This is a genomic window from Enterococcus sp. DIV0755f (genome assembly GCF_051713725.1).
GTDB lineage: Bacteria > Bacillota > Bacilli > Lactobacillales > Enterococcaceae > Enterococcus_D > Enterococcus_D casseliflavus.
Genome location: NZ_JBIOQL010000001.1, coordinates 2,912,253 through 2,935,736, shown reverse-complemented (window position 1 = coordinate 2,935,736; position 23,484 = coordinate 2,912,253). Strand labels below are relative to the sequence as shown.

The 23,484-nt window shown below is 32.5% G+C and carries 21 protein-coding genes and 1 pseudogene; 19 read left to right on the top strand and 3 right to left on the bottom strand.

The window, feature by feature from the left end:
* Window positions 1-3 precede the first annotated feature (3 nt).
* Window positions 4-918 (bottom strand): hypothetical protein, encoded by a 915-nt coding sequence (locus IGI73_RS13495; RefSeq protein WP_438759254.1) that lies wholly within the window; start codon window positions 916-918, stop codon window positions 4-6.
* Window positions 919-2,027: 1,109 nt separating this feature from the next.
* On the opposite strand from IGI73_RS13495, the gene IGI73_RS13490 reads away from it, so the two are divergent.
* The 4 genes from IGI73_RS13490 to IGI73_RS13475 all read left to right on the top strand — a co-directional run bounded on the left by IGI73_RS13490 (window position 2,028) and on the right by IGI73_RS13475 (window position 4,224).
* Complete coding sequence (locus tag IGI73_RS13490) at window positions 2,028-2,594, top strand: recombinase family protein (RefSeq protein ID WP_438759253.1); 567 nt, start codon at window positions 2,028-2,030, stop codon at window positions 2,592-2,594.
* A 218-nt stretch (window positions 2,595-2,812) separates the two neighbouring features.
* Window positions 2,813-3,031 carry a hypothetical protein gene (locus tag IGI73_RS13485; RefSeq protein WP_060791508.1) on the top strand — a complete coding sequence of 73 codons (219 nt, stop codon included), beginning with the start codon at window positions 2,813-2,815 and terminating at the stop codon, window positions 3,029-3,031.
* Entirely contained in the window at window positions 3,032-3,295 is a 264-nt protein-coding gene (locus tag IGI73_RS13480) for a hypothetical protein (protein ID WP_231436098.1), read from the top strand. It begins immediately after the preceding gene.
* Window positions 3,292-4,224, top strand: coding sequence for a hypothetical protein (locus tag IGI73_RS13475; protein ID WP_438759252.1), 933 nt, complete (start codon window positions 3,292-3,294; stop codon window positions 4,222-4,224). The genes IGI73_RS13480 and IGI73_RS13475 overlap by 4 nt, the downstream gene beginning before the upstream one ends.
* Window positions 4,225-5,794: 1,570 nt before the next feature.
* On the opposite strand, the gene IGI73_RS13470 is transcribed toward IGI73_RS13475, so the two are convergent.
* The gene (locus tag IGI73_RS13470) at window positions 5,795-6,091 is read right to left on the bottom strand and encodes a hypothetical protein (protein WP_155853311.1); all 297 of its coding nucleotides are present in this window, start codon (window positions 6,089-6,091) and stop codon (window positions 5,795-5,797) included.
* Window positions 6,092-7,190: 1,099 nt separating this feature from the next.
* Between IGI73_RS13470 and IGI73_RS13465 the strand changes: the two genes are divergently transcribed.
* The 3 genes from IGI73_RS13465 to IGI73_RS13455 all read left to right on the top strand — a co-directional run bounded on the left by IGI73_RS13465 (window position 7,191) and on the right by IGI73_RS13455 (window position 9,433).
* Entirely contained in the window at window positions 7,191-7,508 is a 318-nt protein-coding gene (locus IGI73_RS13465) for a DUF2500 domain-containing protein (RefSeq protein WP_438759251.1), read from the top strand.
* A 360-nt stretch (window positions 7,509-7,868) separates the two neighbouring features.
* Window positions 7,869-9,008, top strand: a complete 1,140-nt coding sequence (locus IGI73_RS13460; protein ID WP_438759287.1) for a recombinase family protein — start codon at window positions 7,869-7,871, stop codon at window positions 9,006-9,008.
* Window positions 9,008-9,433 (top strand): hypothetical protein, encoded by a 426-nt coding sequence (locus IGI73_RS13455; RefSeq protein ID WP_438759250.1) that lies wholly within the window; start codon window positions 9,008-9,010, stop codon window positions 9,431-9,433. The genes IGI73_RS13460 and IGI73_RS13455 overlap by 1 nt, the downstream gene beginning before the upstream one ends.
* Window positions 9,434-9,584: 151 nt before the next feature.
* On the opposite strand, the gene IGI73_RS13450 is transcribed toward IGI73_RS13455, so the two are convergent.
* The gene (locus tag IGI73_RS13450; RefSeq protein WP_218213329.1) at window positions 9,585-10,496 is read right to left on the bottom strand and encodes a type II restriction endonuclease; all 912 of its coding nucleotides are present in this window, start codon (window positions 10,494-10,496) and stop codon (window positions 9,585-9,587) included.
* Between the two features lie 108 nt (window positions 10,497-10,604).
* Here IGI73_RS13450 and dcm point away from each other — a divergent pair, with 108 nt between their 5' ends.
* The 12 genes and pseudogenes from dcm (at window position 10,605) to IGI73_RS13390 (ending at window position 23,456) form a co-directional block, all read left to right on the top strand.
* Window positions 10,605-11,789, top strand: coding sequence for a DNA (cytosine-5-)-methyltransferase (dcm, locus tag IGI73_RS13445; protein WP_438759249.1), 1,185 nt, complete (start codon window positions 10,605-10,607; stop codon window positions 11,787-11,789).
* A gap of 154 nt (window positions 11,790-11,943) precedes the next feature.
* Complete coding sequence (locus tag IGI73_RS13440; RefSeq protein WP_438759248.1) at window positions 11,944-13,125, top strand: protein kinase family protein; 1,182 nt, start codon at window positions 11,944-11,946, stop codon at window positions 13,123-13,125.
* A 2-nt stretch (window positions 13,126-13,127) separates the two neighbouring features.
* The gene (locus tag IGI73_RS13435) at window positions 13,128-13,412 is read left to right on the top strand and encodes a hypothetical protein (RefSeq protein WP_438759247.1); all 285 of its coding nucleotides are present in this window, start codon (window positions 13,128-13,130) and stop codon (window positions 13,410-13,412) included.
* Window positions 13,413-13,543: 131 nt separating this feature from the next.
* A pseudogene (gene rplT / locus IGI73_RS13430) lies at window positions 13,544-13,714 on the top strand (50S ribosomal protein L20); the annotation flags it as partial.
* A 246-nt stretch (window positions 13,715-13,960) separates the two neighbouring features.
* The gene (locus tag IGI73_RS13425) at window positions 13,961-16,399 is read left to right on the top strand and encodes a sigma 54-interacting transcriptional regulator (RefSeq protein WP_428206731.1); all 2,439 of its coding nucleotides are present in this window, start codon (window positions 13,961-13,963) and stop codon (window positions 16,397-16,399) included.
* 156 nt (window positions 16,400-16,555) lie between these two features.
* On the top strand, window positions 16,556-17,023 hold the full coding sequence (locus tag IGI73_RS13420; protein ID WP_428213449.1) for a PTS sugar transporter subunit IIA: 468 nt from the start codon (window positions 16,556-16,558) through the stop codon (window positions 17,021-17,023).
* Window positions 17,023-17,496 carry a PTS sugar transporter subunit IIB gene (locus IGI73_RS13415; RefSeq protein ID WP_428206729.1) on the top strand — a complete coding sequence of 158 codons (474 nt, stop codon included), beginning with the start codon at window positions 17,023-17,025 and terminating at the stop codon, window positions 17,494-17,496. Before IGI73_RS13420 ends, IGI73_RS13415 begins: the two co-directional genes overlap by 1 nt.
* 15 nt (window positions 17,497-17,511) lie before the next feature.
* A complete protein-coding gene (locus IGI73_RS13410) occupies window positions 17,512-18,270 on the top strand; it encodes a PTS mannose/fructose/sorbose/N-acetylgalactosamine transporter subunit IIC (protein WP_428206727.1) in 759 nt (252 codons plus the stop codon).
* A 16-nt stretch (window positions 18,271-18,286) separates the two neighbouring features.
* On the top strand, window positions 18,287-19,111 hold the full coding sequence (locus IGI73_RS13405) for a PTS system mannose/fructose/sorbose family transporter subunit IID (RefSeq protein WP_428206726.1): 825 nt from the start codon (window positions 18,287-18,289) through the stop codon (window positions 19,109-19,111).
* A 123-nt stretch (window positions 19,112-19,234) separates the two neighbouring features.
* Window positions 19,235-19,906, top strand: a complete 672-nt coding sequence (locus IGI73_RS13400) for a ribulose-phosphate 3-epimerase (protein WP_428206724.1) — start codon at window positions 19,235-19,237, stop codon at window positions 19,904-19,906.
* Between the two features lie 21 nt (window positions 19,907-19,927).
* A complete protein-coding gene (locus IGI73_RS13395; RefSeq protein ID WP_428206723.1) occupies window positions 19,928-21,085 on the top strand; it encodes a mannitol dehydrogenase in 1,158 nt (385 codons plus the stop codon).
* Between the two features lie 646 nt (window positions 21,086-21,731).
* Complete coding sequence (locus IGI73_RS13390; protein WP_428206721.1) at window positions 21,732-23,456, top strand: SpaH/EbpB family LPXTG-anchored major pilin; 1,725 nt, start codon at window positions 21,732-21,734, stop codon at window positions 23,454-23,456.
* The last annotated feature ends 28 nt before the right edge of the window (window positions 23,457-23,484 follow it).

Here is a 23,484-nt window from a genome sequence, read left to right as displayed (position 1 = left end):
CCATTAAGGTTGTGGTTTTTTCTTGCCTTGTTTTAATTGAACAGTATTATACTTTTCCTTATTTAAATAGCTTTGAAAATACAAGTCATCTGCATTATCATACTCTGTTTTGTCATTAGAGAGATAAATGGCATCTTTAGAGTTTTGGTGCAAGGTTAAATAATAGAAGAAGTCAACTACAGAATAGATTACTTGTAATTTATATTGATTCTTTTCTTTCGTAAAGTAACAAAGTTCATTAGAATCATTCAGATAGACTAAAATATCATTCCTAATAAGCGTGGTATTATTTTCCAAATTTCTAAATGATACATCTGCTAAGTTAGATTGTATGGCAGGGATAAATTCTTTAGTTGGAATAGCTAATATATCAACAGTTTCTAAAGAGGTTGTATAATATTTTTCTTGTAGCATATCTGAAAAAGAAGCTACTTTAATTGGGAAGTTAGTCAATTCGTTGATGATAAACTGACTAAAATACTTTCTATTTTCTTCAGAAGTTAATTGATTGTACCGTTTATTTGCAAGTCTTTTTATAGATTTATCATTTTTATAGTTATATTTACCTGAAGCAAATACTGAAAGATAGAGCTGTTTGTTCTTATTTAGGGAATCAATCACTTGAATTTTATTGGTATATAAGCCAATTGAAACCAAATATTGAACGACCATTGACTGCAAGTCTAAATCCTTCATATGTTTGAAGTCATATTTCTCAACATAATAGAAATGCTTATTTACTTTTCCTCTAGATATTATTTTATTCTTTTTTAAGGTCTTCAGCCGTGCCTCTAGGCTGATACGATTGCATTGTAACAACTTAATTAGTGTGTTCTCATATATTCCGTTTGATTGGGTTATGATGTCTATTAATTCCTCAGAATCAATTGCCCGATTGTTTACAAAAAGTGTGGTCATATACACTCCCTCCTATAGTTTTATCTGTTTTATTTTTAAAAGTATCCATTCTCGTAATTATCCATAAGTAACTCTACACTCATAATTATCCATTCTCATTTCTATCTATCATTTGGTGATGGTATTTAGATAGAAAATTTTTCCATTTTTTGCTTATACAGCTGTTTTGGAAAATTCACGGAGGTTTCCATTGTAATTTCTCCGAATTCACCTCATAAATGACATAGTTTTCAAAAAGTTATCACAAAAGTTATCATTTTGTTATCATTTGATTTTTTGAAAAAACCTCTTTTTTAGGGTTGATGTAGGGATTAGGTAGGGTATGAAAATCAATAGATGTAAGGATTAGGTAGGGGTTCATAATTTAATAAAGTATCTCTGATTCACAAAAATATCCATCTCATAAGTATCCCTTTAAAAATTATCCCACCCCTACATTACCCCTTCATTATACCATCCGTTTCTTAGTACTGGAAATTTGAGTGTTGTGTGTAAGTCTACTTGTCTATAAAAGTGATGTGTGATTAATAAATTAGTGCTATTTAGAATTTTAGTGTGTTCTGATTCTGTTACACTTATTATTTACATACACAAAAATATTTTATTTGGAAATAGAAATAGTATAATATTGGTATCAAAAAGAATCTAGGTGAAAGTATGAAAGAAATGGTCCTTAGGGATACACTTAATAAAAGATTTACAGCAATTGAGGTATTACAACCGATTAGTTACGATTACAACGACTACTGAAAATCCAAGACTTGTTCCGTTTGTCATAAAACAGTCTCCTTTATTAGTTATTTTATTGTTTTCCAAAATTATACCTATTTCAAACTGTTTTACAAATCCTAGCGTCTCTTATTGGTTATAAAACATTATTATAATAGTGTTTTATACTGACTTTAAAGGTAAATAATAGAAAAGTGAAGGAATAAGTTATTTACTGGACAATCGTTATATTTGATGTGATAATTAAATTACCTTAAAGAGAAGTATTTTAAATCATCTCTGTGTATTGTTTATTTACCCTGACTTCTCTTAGAAGTCAGGGTATTTTTAATACTACAAACAAATCGTTACACTAATATGAAGGGAAGGAGGAGCTTTGTATGACAAGAACTATTGGCTATATACGAACAAGTAAAAACACACAAGATTTAGGATTAGAAGTGCAAAGGAAGGCTCTAGAAAACTATGAACCAGATGAATTATTTTCTGAACAGATTAGTGGTAGGAAAGAGAATCGAACAGAACTCGATAAAGCATTAAAACGTTTAGAAAAAGGAGATACTTTACTTATTTACAATTTGGCAAGGCTAAGCAGGTCATCTCGACAATTAGTGAACTTGATGTCTGAACTGAATGAGAAAGAAATTTATCTGAAAAGCATTCAAGAATCAATTGATACTAGAACAGCGACTGGCAGACTATTTTACACTGTTTTAGCAGCAATAGCAGAATTTGAGGCGGAGAACATAAGTATACGGACAAAAGAAGCTCTAGCCAATTCTGAGAAACGACTAGGTAGACCATCAATAAAAAATAACGTTAAGAGGAAAATTATCAAATTGTATGATAAAAAAGAACTATCACTAAATGAAATTGCTATGAAATGTAATGTTAGCGTGAAAACTGTTTATAATGTAGCGAAAAATGAAGGTTTATCGAGAAAATAATCCTTGATTAATTATTAAACTGAAGGTAACATATAAGAGGGAAGCAAGATTATGACCGGTAAGAAATCAACGTTTTTTACCGATATTAAATAATAAAATATTTAACATGAAAAAGACGATTGTATCAACATTTTAGAAGTTGATTCAGTGGTCTTATTTTGTTGTGTCAAAAACGTTGATTTATTACCTTATACAAATTTATTAAAAGGACTGATTCTGTGGCTTTAAAAGATGGGATAAAAATAATTATTCAAGATGTAGTAGAACCTGAGCCAGAAAAAGAAGGGTGTTTAACAAAAATAGGAAGTTTTATTATTGCAATGGTTGTAATCATTGGGTTATTGATTTTGCTTTTTAAATTTATTATGAATCACTTATTATTATTCTTTATTTTGGTAGTGGGATTTGTTTTTGTTGTGACAAAATTTGGAAAGTAAATGATAAAAACGAATCAGTTGGCAATAAAGAAATATGTAATCAACAAAGCGAAAAGAACCTACGTAAAAGCACATGTAACAATTCCTAAAAAAGTGATTAATGGAATGGCTAATGCGTTATACAAAGAATTTCAAGAACTATCAGAGGATGAACAAAATAATCTTTTATTTAGTGATGAATTATTGCTCGTTTTAACCCAGAAGCATGTGGAGAGGATGGAGCGAGAATTTCAGATAATTAATTTTGAAGGAGAAGAAGAATGAATCGAATACAGAAAAGAAAGAAAAAGATACAAAGCAAGGTGTTCAGAAAATCGGCGGTTGTAGCTACGTTGGCAACTGTTTTGATTGCACCAACCGTTTTAGCCGCTACAAATGGTTTAAATGAATTGGATGGAGATAAAATCGTTCAATATGCCAATGAATCAGCTAATTTCACATGGAATGATAAAACTGATAAATGGACTCATGGTAATTTAATGGATGCTAAAACTGTGATTATTGGTAATGCTAAAATTGGCATCTATTCCCAACAAGATGGTGTTTTAACAGTTGCAGCAGGAGAAGCACAGTATGGAAACGACTATATGGCAGCTCCAATGGCAAATATTCCTGTTGTTGCAGGAACTACACAATACGCAACAATCGATTTATCTGATACTGGTTCAGGAGATATCTTATCAGGCACAGTAACCGTTGCAGTTACTTTTTCAGATGGAGAAGACCCTACACCAACACCAGATAAACCACAAGCACCAAGTAATATCACATTTAACGATGCAGGTGATTTTGTTACTGCTTGGGTAGGAGCAAATACTTCAACTTCTGTCTATGATGCAAATGGAAATAAACTTGATGATGGTTCAATGTATATGCAAACAGAAGGTCAAGCTCAATTAGACCTAGTTCGTCCACTAACTAAAGGTGAACAAATTTATGTTGTATCTATTAACCCTGATACACAAGTAGAATCAGATAAAACTTGGGCTACATTTATGCCTGTAACTGCTAAAACTGCAGTAACTGTAATGGGTATGGATAGAGATAGTGGAGAAATGCTATGGTCTACTGTTCAAGAATTAGATTCAGATACTATGCATACACTAACTGCTGATACAGTTGAAGGATATGAGTTAGTATCACCTGCAAGTGAAGATGTTTATGTAACTGGAGATTCTATAGGAACAATATAGAAACTAATAACCTTCTAGAAATAAAAGGTAAATTTAGTTCTAAAGTAATTATTTATCATCAGTAAGGATAGATTTCTAAATGCTCTAATTATTATTAAGGTATTTTAGAATCTAAATGAATTAATTTTTGGATGATTTTTAAGAGAATTAGGAATAATATTCTCTTGAATTTCATCTAATTTTTTTCATTTTTGGGAAAAAGAGGTTAATAAAAGTCAATAAAATCAATAGGTTTTTATCAATTCATTTTAGGGGTATATATTAGTATATTCTATTTTATACCCCTAAAATGAATCTCGATTTTCTCCTAGAAAAAGGGGATGTTTTTAAAGGTCTTTTTTTAAAAAATTCTATTTTTTTCTATAATATTATATACCGCTAAAATGAACTGCAATTTTTACCTAGAAGAAAGCGACTTTTGAGCAACTTTATTTTCATTTTTTGAATTTTTACTATTAAGCATTGATAAATCGGTGGTTTTACCACCGTATTAAACAGAGAATTATAGGTTTAGTCAAATAGCGAAAGTTTGCTGCCTAGAATTTTATATAAAAGTTTTCTTGAACGAGAAAACCAAAGAACTGGATTATTAAAAATAACTTTCAGAAAATTAGAGCTGATATTTATAATAATTATGGAATTAAAAGAGAACGATTGACGAAGTAATTATATTATGAATTGGGTATAAAAGAGAAATATTCATCTAAAGTTGTTCTTTATAAAAAGTAAGCTATTAAACAGGTAGAATTATATACCTGTTTTTTCTATGTTTTGTATAGCTATTATCAGACATATCTTTATTGTAAATAGGTTATAGTGTAAATAATAGTGTGAATATGTATAGAAAGTTCCCATAAATACTGTCTTTTTTCAGCTAATTCATTTTACACTAATATAATTAATATATACTAACTCTATTAGTGTAAAACGATTTGATTTAAAAAAGTCAATAAAATCAAGGGTTTTTCATAGGTATTTTCAAAGGATTTGTTCCATTTTTACATACTAATTCTATTAGTGTAAAACAAATTAGTTGAAAAAAACCAATAAATTCTAGGGCAATCTGCCTGTTTTCACACTATTATTTACGCAAAAACCTATTTACACTAAATAATTGTGTGATAAAACAGCTATAAAATATTGATACGTCAGTATTTGTACTTTCAAGTTCCAGCAAGATGAAATCATGCTTACTTATAGGTATCCTCATGTTTAGTGATGTAACTAAAGTTTGCTCTTTATAGTTTTAAATATAACAAAATAGTGATAATTTATCATGGGTTCTAGTTTGAATATCTTTTGAGGGAATCAACCATAAACATCATCATACCAATAATATATCTTTAATGATATATTTTATTTTTTATTAAATGTCCAATCGCTTAAATAACGTTCAATGCATTTTGAGCAGTCTACCTTCATCCCTTAGTGTCTTGAAAATGATTTTCGATGAATTATACTTAAAAATTTATAATCGCCTAGAACGCAATTTAAGCAGCATAAAATTGATTTTGAATTTTTAGCAAAGAAATTACTAATGATTTTAATAGTCAATAAGATTTGAGAAGTATTAATCTGTGATTTGACCATCAGAATTCATTTTTTCAATTTCAACCATTTGTTGTTCATAAAACGGCGAGATAGCTATTTTAATCTTTTTATCTGTTGAAATCGTTAAAGATGAAATATAGTGAGGAGTTACTGCCACTTCAGCAGATGTTTCTGATAACGTAATTAATAATGATTGATTGTCTCCAAAAGTAGCATATTCAGAAACAATAGCAACTAAGCCATCTTTATTTGTTAGTATCGACAAATACTTAGGAGCTTCGATAATCCATCCAAATTGCATCTTGTTAGTATTCATTATATGTTCCAACTCTCTATTTGTTTTTTTGTAAATATAATAGTAACTTAAAAAGAGAAAAAGTGCGAGATAAGAAAATATTTATAGTTTATCTCTAGAAACACTGATAAAAATGGTAGGATAATAAAAGTCAATAAAACTAAGGGGAAACTATCTGTTTTCACACATATCTTTTCGTAAAAGTTTATTTACGTTTGATAATAGTGTGGCAAAAATACTATTATCAAACGTTGATACATCAGTATTTGTACTTTTCAGTTCCAGCAAGATGAAATCATACTTACTTATAGCTATCCTTATGTTTAGTGATGTAACTAAAGTTTGCTATTTATAGTTTTAAATATAACAAAATAGTGATAATTAATCATGGATTCTAGTTTGAATATATTTTGAGGAAATCAACCATAAACATCATCAAAATAAGAATATATCATAAAGTATATAATTTTTCTAAACTATTAGTATTGTATTAAAATAACTCGAAATTTATTTTAAAAAGGTCTGATATTGTTCCTTGGAGCCTTGGGCACCCTTTTCGATAAATTATACACAAAAGATTAGAAACTCGTAGAACGCATTTTAGGCACCATAAAATTGGTTCTAATTATAGAGCAAATACTTCGGAGCTTTTAAATACTAAAATTATTGTTATTCATGGTCAAATGGGAAATTAATATATTTTGGTTGTGCTAGATTTAGACTTTGAGAATTTATACATAAACATTGATATATCAGTGTTCAATCAGTATTTATGTAAATTGTAAATGCAAAAAACATCTCTCAAATGAAAGTTAGTGGTTAATTCCCCACAATTATTTCTTCGTTTCATTTGAGAGAGGTTTTTTCAATAATTAATTGTAATATCGTCGGTATTACAATAATCGTGTATTATTGTCAATAAGTAGAAAACCTTTGATTTTATTGTCTTTTTTATAGGTCATTTTTTTAGTGTGAATTTTCATATTTTTTGAGTTAGAAAATTTATTTTTATGTATTGATGTCTAATGAATTGATTTATTGTATAATCAATTTATTATCCTGCTATTATATAAATTTTGTGTTTTCTTAATTTCGAATAAATGAAAAGGAGCGTGACTATATGGATTTTCTATTTACTTTGTTTGCCTTAATTTTTATAGCAATAATCTTATATCAAATTATGGAGTTCTTAAAGAATGAATCAGCACCAAAAATTTCTGTTCCTGCCACATTGGTGGATAAAAGCATGAGAAGTAGCAGTAGTGTAGATGCAAATGGGATTTCTAATCAATCAATTACTTACTATCTTTTATTTGAACTTGAGAATGGAGAAAGATTAGAATTTATGGTAGGGCACGGTAAATATAAATTATATGTAATTGGAGATACTGGAATTTTGAAGTATCAACGGAAAAGATTTAATTCTTTAGACAGGTAGAAGTTTTAATATTTTATTCTTTCTAATTAATATTGAAGTAAAGATTACAATTTCTTGTTTTAAGGCAGAAAGTTTATTCCATAAGTCAATGCTTAATATGAAGAGTGTATAAAAAACAAATATTCATCAAAGACGTTTCTGAAATGAACGTTAGTATCAAAACCCGGAAATTGAGTAAAACGTGTTAAAGTTTAAAGAGTTTTTAGAACAAAACTTGTAAATATCAATAATTGAATTGTTTGTAAATAGAATAAGCTGGTATTTCAATTAAAAATGATTTTACTTATTCGTGATTTAAATGGAAAGTTGATAAGGATATTTGTATAATTAAGGTGAAGGTTTTTCAACTTAGGAGTGAAAATTGTGAAAAAAAATGATTTTAGAGAGGAGCAGAAATTAACTAAGCAACAAAAGAAAATACAAGATGCGTTTAATAATAAACGTGAAGTAGAAGTTATTCCTGCAAAAATATCTGATTCCTGTATAAAGAACAAACGAGTAGCTGCATATTGTCGAGTTAGTACTAAAGAAGAATCTCAATTAGGAAGCTTTGAATTACAGATACAGACGTATAAAGAAAGAATAAAGAGTAATCCTAGTTGGGATTTTGTAGATATTTATGCGGATGAAGGCGTGTCTGCCACATCTATGAAAAATAGACATGAGCTTCTCAGAATGCTAGATGATTGTCGATTGAATAAAATAGATATGATTTTGGTGAAAAGTACTCAAAGAATTTCCAGAAATGTTCTCGATTTTATATCAATTTTCAGAGAATTGAAAGCGCTACCTAATCCTGTAGGGATTTTTATAGAAGACTTTAATATGAATACTTTGGATGCAAGAACTGAATCATATGTAATTACATTAGCGGTATGGGCACAGGCAGAAAGTGAACAGAAAAGTGAAGCTATATTGTGGTCTATTGCTGAACGCTTTAAAAAAGGTCTAGCGATTATACCAACTCATAATCTATTAGGATATACGAAAGACAAATTCGGTAAGATTATCATTGAGGAATCAGAAGCTGAAGTTGTTCGATTCATTTATAAGAACTTCATTAATGGCGTTCGAGCCATTGATATAGCAAGTCTTTTAAATGAGTCCAATATTCTTACGGTGTCAGGAAATAAATGGAAGACGTCTGCTGTCTATAGAATATTGAGAAATGAAAAATACTATGGTCTAGTCATTATGCAAAAAACATATACTGTTGATTGTTTTTCGCATAAAACAAGAATTAATCGTGGTGAAAAACCTAGATACAAAATGGAAAATGGTTTGCCTGCTATTGTGTCCGAAGAAGATTGGAACTTGGTTCAAGAATTATTGATAAATCCAAGAAAAGGATTCAAAAAGAAAACTGTCAAAAATATTGAAAAACCTAGGAATTTTGTTTCTACTATTAAGTCAGGTGTATTTAAAGGATTTATTGTGATTGATACGAAATGGACAAAAGAGGAAGTCGCTGAAGTATTGTCGAAAGGAGAACACCAATAATGAGTAAAATAAATTTTGACGATTATAATTTTGAAGTAATTAGTGTAGAAACGACTGGTAGTTATTTGTTGACTCTCAATAAAAATTCGTTGACGTTTGATAAATCAATCGCAGAAGCACTAGGTTATACAAGTCACGTAAAACCACTTTTAGATAGAGAAAATAAAGTGTTTGCTATTCAGGCTTGTAAAGCGAATTCTTTAAAATCAGTTTCGTTTTCAAAGCCTGCAAGCCAACAAAAAGGAAGTATCAAGATTCAATATGGTGCTATTAGAAATATTCTTAGGTCGCTCATGGGTGACCAATGGAAAGAAGAAATGAGGTATCAATTTAAAGGAGATTTAATACCTGACAAAAAAGCAATGATTTTTGAATTAGAAAAATTTGAAGAATTGTTACCTTTTAAAGCTATCAAAAATGTTTAGTTAAATGTAACATACTATCAATTTTACTATTGAAAATTTTTGTATTTCTTTAATATAGTGTTAAAAAGAGAGCAGTGGAAATAATCTGTTCTCTTTTTAACATTATATAGGCAACTTTAAATTATATAGTGAATAATTTCTGTTGGAGGTGTTAATTATCTGAGATAAATAATTCTAATTGGTTTTGATAATACTGTTTTATGAATGGTATCGTGTTATTATCTCGTTGTTGTTCTAGAAAATTAATTTTTTCCTTTTTAGCTTCTAATGTATACTTAGAGTGATTCCAAACAATAGATTTTGTTTTGAGTTCTTGGAGCATATCTTCTATAGACATAATGTAGTTTTCATTTGGGTAATTCGTTTCTTTTACAGATTCAGTAGTTACAATTACTATATTATTAGCATTGATTAAGTTAATTGTATTTTTAGAAATACTGGTATCTAGCGTTACTAAGTACATTTCTCTGGCTTTAGTCCTTGACATCTCATCGCCCACCTCTTGCCAACGTTCCCTTAAAGTAGTCTTTGCACTTATTAAAGATGTATTACGTTTATCCATTTTATATTCCAAAGCACCTGGTGAAACACAGTCAACGAGTTTAGCTAATTCTGCAGTTTCAAAAACACCACTGCCAATTGAACCTTGAGTATCGAAAGGAATATTAGCACCCATTAGAATTAATTCAATTATTGTTTCGAATTCTTTACCTGCACGACTTCTTCTACTTTGTGTATTAGATAGAGATAGTGCATAGATGTGTTCTGGAAATTTGTTAACAAACCATTTAATAGAATCTTCGTTACTTAAATTAGAAATAGCATTTTTATCAATAAGAGATTCATACATAAAACTCGAAAACTTTTCTTCGATTTTTAGAAAGCTTTCCCAATTGGAATTTCTTAAACTCTGCATAATGTAACTAGCATTTGACAGAAAAAACTCTTCATTTTGCTTATTAAAATCCAATTTTTCAAAATTTTCTAATGTTAGTCCATATGGACTAGGCATTCTAGCTATTCGTTCTTCTTTTATTAACATTTTAAATTTTTCTATATCCAATTAGGATACCTCCGTTTATTAATAGTTGACTTAAGTAAAACTAGATGGTAAAGTGTCATTTACAGGACATAGTGTCCTTTAATTAACACGAGGAGTAGGTGTAGTTATATGTCTAATTTAATTGTATCAAATAGAATAAATAATACTAGAGAAAATTATGATTATTCTATTTTAATAAAAGAAAAGAGATTACGTCTTAATATGACACAAAAAGAATTAGCGGACGCAATCGGACTTTCAAAAAATGGTGATAGAACTATACGTAGATGGGAGAATAATGAAACAAAGCCATCCAACGCTGAATTAAATACAATTTTATCGTTTCCAGAGGAAGTACCTTTTTCAAATCCTCAAAAAGCTAAATATAAGATGATTGATTTATTTGCTGGAATTGGTGGTACTCGTTTGGGATTTCAACTATGTGGAGATGTGAAATCTGTTTTTTCAAGTGAATGGGATAAGTTTTCTCAAAAAACATATAAAGCTAATTTTGGAGAGACTCCGTTTGGTGATATTACCCAAATAAATGAAAAAGATATTCCAGACCATGATATATTAGTAGGTGGTTTTCCATGTCAAGCATTTTCTCAAGCTGGTTTGAAAAGAGGTTTCGAAGATACTAGAGGCACTTTATTCTTTGATATTGCAAGAATACTAAAAGAAAAGAGACCCAAGGCATTTCTCTTAGAAAACGTTAAAAATTTAAAGACTCATGATAAAGGACGAACTTTTGCCACTATAGAAAAAACATTAAAAGATTTGGACTATGTGGTGTATCCTTTGCTTTATAAAGCTAAAGATTTTGGTGTTCCACAAAATCGCGAACGGATTTATATTGTAGGGTTTGACAAACATCAAGTGAATAATTTTAAAAATTTTGTTGCCCCTGAACCTCCAAAAAATCCAACTTCTGTTGGAAATATCTTAGAAGAAAGGGTTGATGAAAAATATACTATATCTGATAAACTTTGGGAGGGACATCAGCGTAGAAAATTAGAACATAAGGAAAAAGGAAATGGATTTGGGTATACATTATTTAATTCTGATAGTCCATATACCAATACCCTTTCAGCTAGGTATTATAAAGATGGAAGTGAAATTCTTATTGAACAAGATGGTAAAAACCCAAGGAAAATAACCCCAAGAGAAGCTTCTAGATTACAAGGTTTCCCCAAAAATTATATTATTCCAGTTTCTGATACCCAAGCTTATAAACAATTTGGAAATTCTGTTTGTGTACCCGTTGTTCAAGCAGTGGCAAAATCAATTTTAAATGTGTTGGATAGTGAGTGATTTATAAAATAAGTATAGATTTTTTATATATTTAAAAATAAATGATTAGGTTTATATAGTTACAATAAGAAGCCTTTAATTAGGCTTTTTATTGTATTAGGAAATATGTATCGTTATATAAAATTATCGAAAATGATGTTTGGAGTTGCAACATATGAATGTAGACTATATCCTAGATGAAAATGTTGATTTTTTAATGGGTTTTTCCAATAAAGTCATGGGGCAATTAACAGAAGAACGTTTATATGAAAGTGTAGAAGATAATCGCCTGAGATTTTGTTTCGCAGTATTCCATAACCAGTTTAATTCTCTATTTTCTTTCTTAAATGAAAAAGCAAATTATAATAATCATTTTAATGCAGACCCGAGTAGAGAATTAATTATACTGGTTGATAAATATGAAGAATTTGAACATGCTTTATCTAGAACTGATTATGCTTTTAAAATGATTGATAATTATGTAGACACTATTCGATTCATTCAACCGCACCTTAGTAATTCTGGTGGGTCAGCTATTCCAGAAGACTATCAGTTACTGAACATTGTTAAATATGAACCAATCATTTATTTTGAAAAGCAAATTGAAATTGTAAAAGAAAACACCAGTTTATATTCCTCTTTAAAATTGGTTAATTCTGGTTCTTATGCTATGGTTTATAAGTTTAAAGATACTTTTTATAATCAAATATTTGCTTTAAAAAGAGCAAGAAAAGAACTAACATCTACTGAGTTAATACGATTTAAAAAAGAGTTTGAAAATATGAAAAATATGGATTCTTTATATGTATTAAAAGTTTATAGCTATAATGATGATGCGAATGAATTTATTATGGAATACGTGAAACAAACGCTTAAAGAGTTTATTGATTCAAATAATACCAAATTAGAATTATTTGAAAGAAAAAGGTTAGTTGCTCAACTTTTTAATGCGTTTAAATACATTCATTCTAAAGGGATTTTTCATAGAGATATTTCTTTATCCAATATATTAGTAAAGGAATACGATGACAAAACCGTTATCTTAAAAGTTTGTGACTTTGGTTATCTAAAAGAATCAGATAGCACATTAACTCGTCAAAACACTGAATTTCAAGGAAGTTTAAATGACCCACAGTTGAAAATTATGGGAGCGGATAAATACACTATTCAACATGAAATTTATGCGTTAACTCAGGTGATTTTTTATATAATGACTGGGAGAAAGAATCTGAATAATAATAAAAATGAAGAAGTAGAGAAGTTCATTGATTCTGGAATGAATGCGGATTTATCTAAAAGAGTAAAATCGTTAGAGGAATTGAAAGAAGTATTCTCGAAGACAGACTGGAGTAGATAAGTTTGAATATCCAAAAAGCATTAATCGAGCTAACGATAAATGGAGTAGTTACTTGCAAAGAACTTGCTGATTTTTATGATATGTTTAAGGAAGATAAAGAATTTAAAGATGCAGTTGATTTTCTAAGTGGAAGTATCCATATTGATATGGGGCAATTAAAGGATGAATTGTATGCTTCTGAAGATTCACATGTATTAGGGGCTGTAGAATACATGCAAAAACATTACCCATCAGCAGTTTTATTCATCAATTTAATCCCTAAAGATAAACGAGATTTCATTCATTAAACTAAGTATATTTGTTATTTAATCTCTGTTTGTTTATTTTCTAAATAAAAATCAACTTTATCCTATGCCTGTTTATTTTTGATTGAATACCCCATTGAATACCCCTTAATGTAGATAAAAATGAGGGTTTGCGTATCAACGCAGCGGCTCGTATGAATGGCTTAAGCTACTCAAAATTGATGCACGGCTTGAAATTAGCTGAAATCGACATCAACCGCAAAATGTTAGCTGACTTGGCTGTAAACGATGCAGCAGCATTTACTGCATTAGCTGACCAAGCAAAAGACGCTTTAAACAAATAATCAATCGTTGGCAACAACGTTAGCCCCGCTCTTTGAGCGGGGTTTTTTTGTTTCTACGATATTCATCAGTGTTAAACAAACTACAAATAAATATGTTTAGATTATTTGGGTAGTGCTTTGAGGGAAATAATTCAGTGTATCCTCGGTTTTGATTTTTAATTTTTATCAATGAAAACTTGATTCTTTCTCTCATTTATTTATAATCTATAGACAAGTCATGAATGAGTGTTTAGGAGAGGTGTTTTAATGGGGAGACGTGAAGAAGTACTATCTTTTATTAGTGAGTGTGGAGGTGCCAAAGTTACAACAGCGGATGTATCTAAGCAGTTACTAATTAGTCGTACAGCAGCAAGTAGAGAATTGAATGCTTTGGTTAGAGAAGGTCAAGTAAGAAAAGAAAAGGGAAAGCCGGTACAGTATTTTTTAAACAGTGAATATCAGACAAACCATTTAAAAGGTTCTGAGTCTCCGAGAAGAGTGCATTCTCCAAATATATTAATAAAAAAATCAGAAAAAATGAATGCGTTTTCTAGATTTATCGGTGCTGAAGGAAGTCTAAGTACACACATTAATTCTGCCAAAGCAGCGATAATGTACCCCCCGAATGGATTACATACGATCATTCTGGGGTCTACAGGTGTCGGGAAAAGTACCTTTGCCCAAATAATGTTTCAATATGGTCAAGAAATTGGTAGGTTCACTAATAAAAGTCCCTTTGTCCATTTTAATTGTGCGGACTATTCTAATAATCCGCAGCTCCTCTTATCGATCTTATTCGGATATGTTAAAGGTGCATTCACGGGAGCGGATACGGAAAAAGCGGGTATTATCGAAAAATCGAATCATGGCGTATTGTTTTTAGATGAAATTCACCGTCTCCCACCTGAGGGGCAAGAAATGCTTTTCACAATTATTGATACTCAAAAATTTCGCAGGTTAGGGGAATCTGACACTGCAGCCAGAAAAGTTAATATACTGATATTGTGTGCCACAACAGAGAGTATTGATAGCTCATTATTACAAACATTTAAACGACGGTTTCCTATGGTGCTAACATTGCCTGATCTCAAGGATCGAACTTTTAAGGAACGTTTGCAATTGATTGATTACTTCTTTTGTATTGAATCCAAAAAAATTGAGCGAGAAATCAAAGTTGAAAAATCAGTTATCAACTATTTAGCATCCTATTCATGTTCAGGCAATATTGGCCAATTAAAAAATGACATTCAAATTTTATGCGCTAAGGAATTTGCTCAAGCTATGATCCAGGAAAAAAATACCATTTGTATCACACTCGAACACATAGAAGTTTGCGAAGTGATTCAGCCTATAGAAAATAGTAGTATTCAAGACACTTTGTATTTTCAAGGTGAGAAGATGCGTTCTGAGCAATCATTTCCGATAACAGTTCCAGATGCAATCGGAAATGAAACCTCCTTTTATCAATCGGTCTTAGAAAGGTACTCAACTCTGTTAAAAGAGGGTCGTTCAATCAAAGAAATTCAACAAAAAATCACGTCATTTATTGATGATTTTTTTAAAGTTGACTTAAAGCCTGACCATGTGGATGTCCAAGCGAATAAGGGAATCGAAAAACTTGTTTCCAAAGAAATATTGGACATTGTTGAAGAAACAATCCAAGAAATATCAGTTGCTTTGGAGGTTAAAAGCGATCCGCATATCACTTATAATCTAGCTTTACATATTGAAGCCTTAGTATTAAAGCTTCAAACAAGTAATAGCCCTTATCGATCGAAAAAAATTGTTGAGCCAGGTTCAGAGACACACTTCAAGAAATACGCGGATAAGCTGATTAGCGAAATCAATCGAAAAATGGGTATACAAATTCCAATCGAAGAACAGGAAATCATCGAGTTGTTTTTGGACACCATTTATCAAAATGTCAGACAAAATCCTATTGGAATTTTGATACTTATGCATGGTGTCGGTGTAGCCACCAATTTAGCCAAAATGGTTAATGATTTATTAGGGATAAGTCACGCAGTCGGAGTTGACATGCCACTTGAGGAGAGTATTGAGAATGTGTATCATAAAGCCTTGCAAACCGTTAAGCGAATTGATCGAGGTTCTGGAGTGCTCCTGTTAGCTGATATGGGTTCATTTTCATCTTTTCCAAGTAAAATTGCAAAAGAAACTGGAATAGAAATCATGGTTATTGATAATGTTACATCTCCAATCATCATTGAAGCTACTAGAAAAGCTTTGTTTGCCAATATGGGTATGAAAAAACTCGTTCATGAATTGTTAGAAGAAAGTACTTATTTCATGGGGAATAAGCGTGATTCGAATATTTTTGATTATTCGAGTCGTCGACTTATAAAAAATAAAGATCATCTTTTTTATAATTCATTAGAGAAAAGTGTGATATTTTTGAATGTCTATAAGGCAACCGAAGCTCTGGATGAAATATTGATTTCGCTAGCTAAACGAATGAATTTCGAAATTATTGATACACTTGTCATAAAATTCTATTTTCATTGTCTTGGAATGTTGGAGCGAGCGATTCGTAAAGAAAGCCTTGATTTTGAAGTAAAGGAATTGGATAAAGATGTTGAATTTAGAGAAGTAAAAAGAGAAGTAGCTATATTAGAAAGAATGTATGGAACAACTATTTCTGATAGCGAGATTTTATATGTGACAAAAATTATTAAAGGATTTTTATAAAAGATCATCTGTTACAGTCAAAGTGTAACAGATGATCTTTTTTAGCGTTGCACACATTGAAAAATGAAAAAGTGTGATAAAAAGATGTTACACATAGAAAATTATTGATAGAAATTCCTATTCTAAAGCGGTTTTCATGTGTGTGGAAAAACTGGCATGCTAATTGCTTTATATAAAGTTGAAAGGAAGGATGAGTGTATGATTGGAATTTTAGTTTTGAGTCACGGTAATCTTGCGCAAGGAATTGTAGAAAGTGGAAAAATGATTGTCGGGTCGAATGAAAAAGTCGATTATCTAGGGCTCTATGAAGGGAACAATATTGATGAGTTTTATGATAAGACTGCTGAAAAAATTCAAGAAATGGATGACGGAGAAGGCGTACTGGTATTTTCAGACCTTTACGGGGCGAGCCCATTTAAGGCAACAGCTTATTGTGTGAAAAAATTGCCAAACACGAAGTATCGTTCTATTTCTGGAGTCAATTTTTCGATGTTTATTGAGGGCGTTTTAATGAGAAGCTCGATGGAACTGGATGAATTAGTAACCCATATCATGCATACGGGAAAAGCTGGTATCAAGGAATTATTTACTGAAGCGCAAACATTTGCAAAGGAGGAAGAATAATGAGAAATATTGTCTTTGCTCGAATTGATGATCGCCTAATTCATGGTCAAGTAATGACCGCATGGGTTCATGAAACGAAGGCAAACGAAATTGTAATTATTGATAACGAAGTTGCACAGGATGAATTTCTAAAAATGATCATGACTTCATCAGCCCCTTCAGGTATCAAAGTGCTGATTATGTCTGAGAAGCAGTCGATCGATTATCTGTCACAAGATTCAGATGGAAATAAGCTGATTGTTTTAGCAAAGAACCCAACAGTGATCAAAAATATTATGGATGGTGGTGTGAAAATCGAAGAACTAAATGTCGGTGGAATGGGTGCACGAAAAGATCGCACGCAATTGTATCGAAATATTTCTATTAGTGATGAAGAGCGTAATTGCTTCAAGCAAATCATCGCAGATGGGACGTCTGTCTATGTTCAAGTAATCCCAGAAGAAAAAAGCACAAATATCGAACAATACTTATAAAAGGGAGAGAAGAAAATGGAGATTAATGTCTTTCAAGCTTTATTGATTGGGCTGATATATTATCTGAGTATAAATGGCACACCTTGGCTTACACTATTGGGAAGTACCGTACTAGCACGTCCGCTGATTTGTGGAACCTTGGTAGGTTTGGTACTCGGTGATATTGTTCAGGGATGTGTGATTGGAGCGGCAATCAGCTTGCCTTATTTAGCCTATATTTCTGCAGGTGGTACCGTGCCAATGGACCCAGGATTGGCTGGAACACTAGGAACAGCTTTAGCCATGGCTGCGAATGCTTCGCCCGAAGTAGCAGTCTCGATGGCAGTACCAATTGGTTTATTGGGAACAGTGATTTGGATTGCTCATATGACAGTCGATATTTCGTTTTTACACATGATTGATAAAGCAGCAGATGAATTAAATTCCAAAAAAATCGATCGTATTCAAATGTTTATACCACAGCTTTTTTTGGTGTTGATTTCAGTGATTCCAGTGTTTCTTGTTGCCTATTTTGGATCTGGCGTTGTGAAGGATATTCTGGATGCCTTAGAAGGTAAGCCGCTACACGTACTTGAAGTAATTGGGGGTGTTCTTCCTGCACTGGGGATTGCGATGATTTTGAAATCAATCATGAGCAAAGACACTGCGGCATTTTATTTCTTAGGGTTTGTTTTGGCAGTGTATTTGGAATTACCTATTATTGCTGTTTCGATTTTGGCCTTTATTACGGCATTTATTTATACGCAATTATTTTTTAAATCAAGTTTAAGCTAGGGAGTGTGACCAATTAATGGAAAAGACAGTAGAAAAGAAACTAACTAAAAAGGAAGTAAAAAAAAGCTTTTGGCGTTGGACATGTTTTTCTCATTCAAATTATAACTATGAACGCATGCAATCATCTGGTTTTTTACATGCAATGCTACCAGTTTTAGATAAACTTTATGGCGATGATGAGGAAGCTCTGCGAAAAAGCTATCATCGTCATCTGGAATTTTTTAATACAGAGCCTCACTTTGGAGGAATCATTGGAGGTTTAACAATTGCATTAGAAGAGGAAAAAGCGGTAGGTGCCCCAATTACTGGAGATGCAATCAACTCAATTAAAACAGGATTGATGGGGCCATTAGCTGGAATTGGTGATACATTGTGGCAAGGTACACTGGTGCCAATTCTTCTCTCAATCGCCATTAGTATCGGTTCAGAAGGGAATATCTTTGGTCCTATTTTCTATATTGTGTCAATGTTCGTCATTATGCTGGGACTTGCATATTACTTATGGATGCAAGGCTATAGCTACGGGAAAGAAGGAATCCAGAAATTGATGGGGGGCGACCTTCTGAAAAAAGTGATGCTAGGTGCGAAAGTAATGGGCGGTGTTGTTATTGGTGCGTTGACAGCAAACTATGTCAGCTTGAGTACGAGTTTAGTGTTTAAGTTTAATGATTTAAGTTTGAATGTACAAACTGATATTTTAGATAAATTATTAAAAGGTATGCTACCACTAGCAGTAACGATGATTGCTTTGATTTGTCTGAATAAAAAAATGAAATCTACTTCCGTATTGCTGATCTTAGTATTGCTCTCAGCTATCGGTGCAATCATCGGAATTTTCTAAGGAATAAAATTAGTAAACAGTTTAACTCGAAGTTACAAAATTAAGCGATATAAAGAAAGTTGAAGTAGTAACTTAAAAAGTGGTTATTTACACTTATAAAATAATAAAGGATGTGTGCAATATATGGGGTTGAATACATTTATTTCTCCATCAATAATGGTTCCAAAAATATACGAATATGAAGAGTATTTGAATCAATTTGATCAGTATAAACTCTCTGTCATCCATTTCGACGTAATGGATGGTCATTTTGTACCAAATATCATGTTAGGTACATCTGTTTTTAGTGATTTAAGAGAGATGACCGACATACCAATAGATATACATTTGATGGTCAATGAACCAGAGAAATACCTTTCTATGTTTCGAACAAGGAAAGACGACTGGATAAGTTTTCATCCAGAAACGACGAATCAACCGTATCAATTGCTTCAAAAAATCAAAGATATGGATTGTAGAGCTGGTTTAGTTCTTAGTCCTGGGACACCCATTTCCTATTTAGAAGAATCTCTTGACCAACTTGATTATGTGACTTTAATGACAGTTAACCCAGGATTTGCAGGACAAAAATTAGTCCCTAATTCTTTTACTAAATTAAAAAGAATTAGGCAACTGCTAGATTCATTTAATCCTCAAATTGATCTCTTAGTTGATGGTAATACGACACCAGAGAACAGTAAAAAAATGTATGAAAGTGGTGCAAACGGGTTTGTAGTTGGTAGTGCCTCTAAAATCCTTAAACACCCAAGTACATTTGGGAAATATCACGATGAATTTATGGCTGTACTAGGATAAAGTGAAGGGGGCTAGTTGAGTATGAAAAAAGCATTAATCTTTGGAGCAGGAAAGATTGGTCAGGGCTTTATTGGAGAACTTCTCCATGACGATGGATACGAAATTATTTTTGCGGATGTTTCTGATACCTTGATTGAAGATATCAATAGAAATAATTGTTATAGTCTATTCTTAACGAACCATAATTATGAGGAAAAAATTATTGACAACGTTTCTGCCTTGTCTCTAAAAAAAAATCAAGAAGAAATAATTGAAGTGATTACGCAAGTAGACATCATCACAACATCTGTCATGCAAACAAATTTAATCAGTGTAGCACCTATCTTAGCTAAGGGGCTAAAAAAAAGGTTAGCTGAGGGTGGAAGAAGAGTTCTCGTAATGGCATGCGAGAATGCTATTATGGGCACAGATATGCTAGTAAATCTTATGAGTGAAACTGGAATCATTACGATAAATCAGTTATCCGAAATTGGAGCATATCCCAACACTGGCGTTGATAGATTTGTATTTGGGGGAGTTTACAACGGTAAAGAAGGGACAGCAATTAGTGATTCTCATGAACTAGCGATTGAACGACAGAAGTTAGATGATCCAGATAGTCGACCCATTAAAGGAGCAGAGTACGTAGATGATTTAGAAGCGGTACTCAAAAGAAAAATTTATTTAGTGAATTGTTGGCTCGCAATAACTAGCTATATTGGTTATACCAAAGGCTATACAATGGTTGATGAAGCATTACGTGATGCAGAGATTCAAAGCATAGTAAAAAAGGCGATAGTTGAATCTGCAGCGGGATTAGAAAAGAAATTTGGCTTTTCTAATGAGGAAATGAATAAGTATATCAATAATATGATTATAAAAAGATATGATGATTATAATCAAGAGGGAATCAACGACCCTATTGTTAGGGTGGCACGTCAGCCAATTCGAAAATTATCTCCAGATGACAGAATAATGGGACCAGCATATATTGCTTCTGAATATGGATTATCCAATGATCATTTGCTATACGGTGCGGCATATGCCTTTAAGTATGATGATGCTGGTGATGAGGAAGCAGTGGAATTACAAGAGTATATTAAAAATAACGGGATAGAAAATACTATCGAAAAAATTTCCGGGCTTCAGAAAGACTCGAACATGTTTAATAAAGTTTTAGAATATTATAAGACGATCTAAGATTACCCAAGGCTTTATTAACCTATAAACTGTCTAAGTTTGTATATCCAATTTGTAGCAATTGAAGCAGCAAATGCTTAATGCAACTTATTGACAAGAACAATTTATGGTGGAGAATGAGGAAATAATTAATCAGCTAGAACACTTAGTTCCGAAAACTAAAAACCCTTCTTTTCCCTAAAATCCTTCAATCTTTTTTTATTCAAATCAAAAGAAATTTCTGTTTAAAACCGCTAATTTTAGCGGTTTTTTTTGTTTGTTCAGAAGAAAGCGACAGGAGATAAGCATTTTTATCAGAATTTTGTCCTTTTCTTTTAAAGACCCAATGGAGAACCCAGTTTCTTTTAAAAAGCTGAGCCAGTTTTTTTGGAATTTGAGAGCCAAAATGCCAACATTTTGGAGAAAATCTACTATCACTGACTATTGAATCCGCTCTCATCGTCGAATTCACACAAATAATCAGAATTTTTCAATGCCAAATAAGACCGAAATAAAAATTTTCTAGGCTGATTTTGTCAGTTACTCAGAGCTGATTTATTTCATAATCATAGTAAATCAAGAGGCACTTTAGGAGTGATGATTATGTAGATTGAAAAAATGTTGGATTGTTTTGTTGCTAGATAAGAATAAGAAAGAAGGTTCAATAATGAAACCAAAGAAAAAAATGATAACCAAATTTGTTATTGCCACGTCACTTTTCACTGCAGGAAGCATCGTTGTGCCCGTTGTGGGTTCTGTTTCTGCTTATGCTGCAACGACCGGGCCTGTTGCAGATAACACAACTCCTCGTTCCATTACCCTTTGGAAATATGAAGTGAAAGATTTATCTGAACTTGGCGAGCGTGGCGACGGGGAAAAAGAAGATGTTACGAAGACACCGCTAGCAGGGATCAAATTCCTTATTCAACGTGTAAAACCAGTTGGCAATGCGGCGTTAACGAATCCACTTGTTCAAAAAGAAGGAACAGATTACACGATTGATACTACATTTACTGCTCAAACAGTGACGACCGGCGCAGATGGGTCTGTTGTAGCTGACTTGGGAACTGGTAATGCAGCAGACGGTATCTATCTAGTTACCGAATTAGAAGATGACCGTGGTGTTTCTCCTGCTGTCGCAAAACCAGCAGATCCATTCTTTGTGCAAGTACCACAAACGGATCGTGATGATCTAGGCTCATTGATTTATAACGTAGAAGTTCAACCGAAAAACTTGATGGAATCGCTACTTGAACCAGATAAGACCGTTGAAGAAGGAAAAGGATTCTCAAACAAAGCGGGCAACCACTTTACATGGGAAGCCAACGCATCTCTTCCAAGCGGATTGTATCAAGTTGCGTCACAAGACATGGTCATTACACCGGTCTATGACAAAGATGGTACTCAAATTGCGGATATTCCAGTCTCTGCAGGCGACGAAATTTACGCTGACTACTATACGATCCGTGATACATTGAACGAAAAAATTATGTTGGATGGGTTAGCTGTTAATACGAAGACAGATTCCAGTGACTGGGCAGCACTACAATTAGGTACAGATTATACTGTTACACTGAATGGTGCTAATGTGACTACACATCCAATCACTGACCAATCTGAGAATGAAAAACCAGTTACTGTAAGTTTGACTGAAGCTGGAATGAAGAAAGTCACTCAAAATGGAGATACTCAAATCCAAGTTGTTTTTGAAACCCATACGGATGAAGACTTCAACGGAACCATTCTTAACCACATGGATGTTGCTTACTTAACGCCAGGGTTAGAGCCTGTCGATGTACCTTCAGAGGATGACCCAGAATACTACACAGGTGGGTTCGATCTTAAGAAAACAGCAGAAGATGAAGCAAAATTATTGGCAGGTGCGGAATTCCATCTTGCAACCAGTGAAGAAGATGCCAAAGCCAACAAATTCCTCGCTTCTGATGGCAAAACGTACACCTTGAATAATGACGGAACAACAACTCCTGCATTACCAACTGGCGTCACATTATTAAAAGCAACGTCAAACGATCAAGGGCTTGCAGAATTTAACGGTCTTGAATTGAACTGGTATACCGATACAGACGGTGACGGACAACAAGACATTGGTACTGAGCCAACATTTGCTAAAGAAGACATCAAACGCGATTACTGGGTCGTTGAAACAAAAGCCCCAGAAGGCTATGAATTGTTGAAAGCACCACAACAGATCACAGTGAATTTAGCAAGTGAAACCAACGATATCATTGAAGCAACGATCGTCAATGAAACGAAGACTGATTTACCATTCACTGGGGGCGCTGGAACGACCTTGTTGATCGCCATTGCAATTGGCGCCATCACGATTGGTACAGCTGCTGTAGTGATTGATAAAAAACGTCAAACCAACTAAGAGGAGTTCAGAAGGAAAGAATGAGGTG

Coding starts and splice junctions, on each gene's coding strand:
- IGI73_RS13400 (WP_428206724.1), top strand. CDS start 19,235: ATGGGGTTGAATACATTTATTTCTCCATCAATAATGGTTCCAAAAATA.
- IGI73_RS13455 (WP_438759250.1), top strand. CDS start 9,008: ATGAGTAAAATAAATTTTGACGATTATAATTTTGAAGTAATTAGTGTA.
- IGI73_RS13425 (WP_428206731.1), top strand. CDS start 13,961: ATGGGGAGACGTGAAGAAGTACTATCTTTTATTAGTGAGTGTGGAGGT.
- IGI73_RS13475 (WP_438759252.1), top strand. CDS start 3,292: ATGAATCGAATACAGAAAAGAAAGAAAAAGATACAAAGCAAGGTGTTC.
- IGI73_RS13415 (WP_428206729.1), top strand. CDS start 17,023: ATGAGAAATATTGTCTTTGCTCGAATTGATGATCGCCTAATTCATGGT.
- IGI73_RS13405 (WP_428206726.1), top strand. CDS start 18,287: ATGGAAAAGACAGTAGAAAAGAAACTAACTAAAAAGGAAGTAAAAAAA.
- IGI73_RS13465 (WP_438759251.1), top strand. CDS start 7,191: ATGGATTTTCTATTTACTTTGTTTGCCTTAATTTTTATAGCAATAATC.
- dcm (WP_438759249.1), top strand. CDS start 10,605: ATGTCTAATTTAATTGTATCAAATAGAATAAATAATACTAGAGAAAAT.
- IGI73_RS13420 (WP_428213449.1), top strand. CDS start 16,556: ATGCTAATTGCTTTATATAAAGTTGAAAGGAAGGATGAGTGTATGATT.
- IGI73_RS13495 (WP_438759254.1), bottom strand. CDS start 918: ATGACCACACTTTTTGTAAACAATCGGGCAATTGATTCTGAGGAATTA.
- IGI73_RS13470 (WP_155853311.1), bottom strand. CDS start 6,091: ATGAATACTAACAAGATGCAATTTGGATGGATTATCGAAGCTCCTAAG.
- IGI73_RS13480 (WP_231436098.1), top strand. CDS start 3,032: ATGATAAAAACGAATCAGTTGGCAATAAAGAAATATGTAATCAACAAA.
- IGI73_RS13490 (WP_438759253.1), top strand. CDS start 2,028: ATGACAAGAACTATTGGCTATATACGAACAAGTAAAAACACACAAGAT.
- IGI73_RS13395 (WP_428206723.1), top strand. CDS start 19,928: ATGAAAAAAGCATTAATCTTTGGAGCAGGAAAGATTGGTCAGGGCTTT.
- IGI73_RS13410 (WP_428206727.1), top strand. CDS start 17,512: ATGGAGATTAATGTCTTTCAAGCTTTATTGATTGGGCTGATATATTAT.
- IGI73_RS13390 (WP_428206721.1), top strand. CDS start 21,732: ATGAAACCAAAGAAAAAAATGATAACCAAATTTGTTATTGCCACGTCA.
- IGI73_RS13440 (WP_438759248.1), top strand. CDS start 11,944: ATGAATGTAGACTATATCCTAGATGAAAATGTTGATTTTTTAATGGGT.